The following is a 3347-nucleotide window of genomic DNA, read 5'->3' as shown; positions in this document are numbered from 1 at the left end:
GTTCAACCTGAACGGATTCAACTTCAACCAGTCAATCATCGACTCAACCGGTCGCGTGATCAATACTTGGGCTGATGTGTTAAACCGCGCTAACCTGGGTATGGAAGTGATGCACGAGCGTAACGCTCACAACTTCCCCTTGGACTTAGCATCTGGTGAATCGGCTCCTGTTGCTTTGGTTGCTCCTTCTATCAACGGTTAATTTTTAACTTGAGATAACAAAAAACGCTCTCCGAAAGGGGGGCGTTTTTTGTTGTTGGGGTTTTGGAGATGAAGAAAAGTATCTAAATTTAAAGCTTAATTTCAATTTCAGCCAAAACCGATACAATCTTTCGGTCTAGGTGATAGGGTTAATGCCATTCCAACCTATGGTCTTAATCCAACTTTTCCTAGATTATGAACCCTAAACCGTCACAACGCGATCCCTTAGAATCCGCCGTCACCGCAGCATTAGGCGCGGGTGTAGCCACTTCTTTTGCCGTGAGTCAAGGTCAAAGTCCCTGGGTGGCTTTAGGAATTACAGCCTTTGCCGCCATTGTTGCTTTAGTTTGCGATCGCGCAGGGTTAGTTTGAATCTCACTTTGATCCCTGATCTACAATGGGGGGAACAAATCCTTCAAGAAAGAATTTCTTGGAAGATTGAAGTTGATTAATAATGTTTCCTCCCAAAAAACCATGATTGAATCCTATGCGTTTTTAGTCTTAGCCTTAACCCATGAAGATCCTGTTTGCTATTCATTGTCAGGATTAAATGAGGTGAATTGGAAAAAACTTTCCAGTCAAACCTACCATTACTTTTTAACTTTAGGGGTAGTCCTTTCAATCTTAACGATTGCCCAAACCGCCCAAGCTTTAGTCAGCCTTGGAGATTCTGGAACCCAAGTCAGTCAAATTCAACAACGTTTACAAGAACTGGGTTATTTTAATGCTAATGCTACAGGTTATTTTGGTAGTCTGACTCAAGAAGCGGTGATTCGCTTTCAACGAAATGCAGGTTTAACAGCCGATGGTATTGTTGGCCCCCAAACTCTCAGAGCTTTGGAATTAGTCACCAGCGATCCCTTTAACCCTCCCAGTAATCGAGACTTAATTGGACTGGGGATCGGGGATAGTGGCCCCGGTGTTTCAGATTTACAGAGACGGTTACAAGCGTTGGGTTATTTTAACCAACAGCCCACAGGTAACTTTGGAAATATCACCAAAAATGCCGTGATGCAACTTCAGCAGGACTATAATATTCCGGCAACGGGTTTAGTCACTGAAGCTACCCTGGCTCTGCTCAACAGTGGTCTTAATTCTGGGCAGGATGTTGTTTTCCCCGGTACAACGTTACAACAAGGCGACCGAGGGACTGCGGTTGTCACATTACAACAAACGCTACAAAACCTCGGCTTTTACAATGGCACTATTACAGGATATTTTGATGATCAAACGGAACTAGCTGTCCGACGGTTTCAACAATCTCAGGGAATCTCAGCTACTGGAGTTGCTACATCGACAACATTAGTTGCTTTAAATCTCTATGTCCCTGGAACTCCCTCTGCCCCTCAGTTTGATACGATTCTCAGATTGGGAAGTCGAGGCTCGGCGGTCAAGGTATTACAAGGGCAATTACAAACATTAGGTTACTATACCGGAATTATCGATGGTGTATTTGGTCGCTCGACTCAACAAGCTGTGATCAATTTTCAACGAGCCTATGGTATTACTGCCACGGGAGAAGTAGGGCCAACCACCGCTTTCTATATCGCCACTGCCACTAGCACTAATCCCTCTGTTCCTACGATTCCTCTGCCTATCCCCATTGTTCAACGTCCTAGCGTTCCTATCCCCAATTCTGTATCGATAGTTTCTTTAGGGGATACAGGAGCCGAAGTGAGAAAAATTCAACGACGTTTACGGGAACTCAATTATTATAATGGCCCCATTAATGGCTTTTTTGATAGTGCCACTCAAAATGCTTTAATGCAGTTTCAACAAGCAAATGGAATTACAGAGACAGGAATTGCAGGCCCTACTACTCAAACTTATTTATTTCATACTCGATCCATTTCTACAGCCCCAACTCGTAGCGTTGTTACTGTTGTTGAAATGCCTGCTCCTACTTCCGGTTCAACTAACATTCGGCTGTTACAACAACGATTAAAAACTCAGGGACTTTATTACGGCCCGATTAATGGCATTTATGATCGCTCAACACAGCAAGCGGTTGCACAAGCCAGAAGTTTTTATGGCCCTAGTGCAGAGGCAATTTTATTTGGAGGTTTGTAAATAATCACGTTTTTTTAATGGGATTAGGCGGATTGAATCCAGATTTAATCGCTCATTCTGGAGTTAAAATTAGGGTGTATCCTCTTGATTGTCTGCATTTAATCCGTCTAATCCGAGTTCACCAGAAAAACATGGGAAGGTTAGAAGCCTCGTCTCTTCAGAGCGAGGAGGAAAACCGACCCAAGCGGTTTTAACCGCCTGGTTTCTTTTAGAATCCATAAGAATAACCATCCTTTTTGTGAATTGATTGACAATATTTATGGCTAATTCCTGTTACTCTACCATTTTGTGTGGCAATATCAAAACTGCCAGATGCACGGCAAAGAACTCGACCCAAATAACAACCTATTTTCTTGCCTTTAGTAACAAAAGCTTTAACAATATCGCCCGTCTGAAAACCTTTATGAATCTGTTTCCGTGAGCGATGTCGTATTGGAAATCCATATTTATCAGTACCACACATTTGACGAGTACCACGTCCAGTTGCCTGAATTAATAAAGGTTTATTGGTTAAAATCTCTAAAGTATTGACTTTCCCAACACAAGCTGCATCTAACCAGTGGGATTTAGGTAGATTTAATCGGGTGCGATTGAATTTAGTTAACCCTCCAGAGCCAGTTGAAATAGGTAAACCTGTTTCTTTTAATTGGTTAAATAACGACCATCGAGTTGAGTTAACTGCGGTTGCATCTTTAAGAGATGATTTTGCTTGCTTCAAAATTCGGTTTAGTAAATCAGGTTTACCCGAAAGAAAATCTTTGATATCTCGATTTCCTTTTTCTTGATTGCAATTATGGCAGGCAATAGCAAGGTTGGAAATTCGGTCAGTCCCACCTTTTGATTTCGGGTGAATATGTTCTACTTCAAAGGGGACATTTTTGACTCCACAGTAAGCGCATTTCCTATCCCATTTCTCTAGTAAATACTCCCGAACCTCATACCCTGCAAGTTGTCCTTGTTGGTATTCAATCCCTGATACTTCAGGATTCTCTAGTTTTTGTAAGTCAAATCTGACTAATTCTTGAACAATGGAATTAATTGGGGTGAGTTTGATTAGTTTTCTTACCCAAGTTAGG

At 42.0% G+C, this 3347-nt stretch carries 3 protein-coding genes and 1 pseudogene; 3 read left to right on the top strand and 1 reads right to left on the bottom strand.

The window, feature by feature from the left end; translation table 11 throughout:
* The 3 genes and pseudogenes from ACKPEB_RS06845 to ACKPEB_RS06835 form a co-directional block, all read left to right on the top strand.
* A pseudogene (locus ACKPEB_RS06845) lies at window positions 1–202 on the top strand (photosystem II q(b) protein); the annotation flags it as partial.
* Between the two features lie 194 nt (window positions 203–396).
* Window positions 397–573, top strand: a complete 177-nt coding sequence (locus ACKPEB_RS06840) for a hypothetical protein (protein WP_408964114.1) — start codon at window positions 397–399, stop codon at window positions 571–573.
* 102 nt (window positions 574–675) lie between these two features.
* A complete protein-coding gene (locus tag ACKPEB_RS06835) occupies window positions 676–2271 on the top strand; it encodes a peptidoglycan-binding protein (RefSeq protein WP_408964113.1) in 1596 nt (531 codons plus the stop codon).
* Window positions 2272–2479: 208 nt separating this feature from the next.
* Here the strand turns inward: ACKPEB_RS06835 and iscB are convergent.
* The coding region (iscB, locus tag ACKPEB_RS06830; protein WP_408964112.1) for an RNA-guided endonuclease IscB at window positions 2480–3347 on the bottom strand (868 nt) is incomplete at its 5' end.

The organism is Planktothrix sp. (assembly GCF_046067725.1).
Lineage (GTDB): Bacteria > Cyanobacteriota > Cyanobacteriia > Cyanobacteriales > Microcoleaceae > Planktothrix.
Note: the sequence above shows the minus strand (reverse complement) of the source record. Positions and strands in the feature narration are given on the sequence as shown.

Bases quoted from the DNA above. Each gene is read 5' to 3' on its own strand.
- ACKPEB_RS06840 (WP_408964114.1), top strand. From the start codon at position 397: ATGAACCCTAAACCGTCACAACGCGATCCCTTAGAATCCGCCGTCACC.
- ACKPEB_RS06835 (WP_408964113.1), top strand. From the start codon at position 676: ATGATTGAATCCTATGCGTTTTTAGTCTTAGCCTTAACCCATGAAGAT.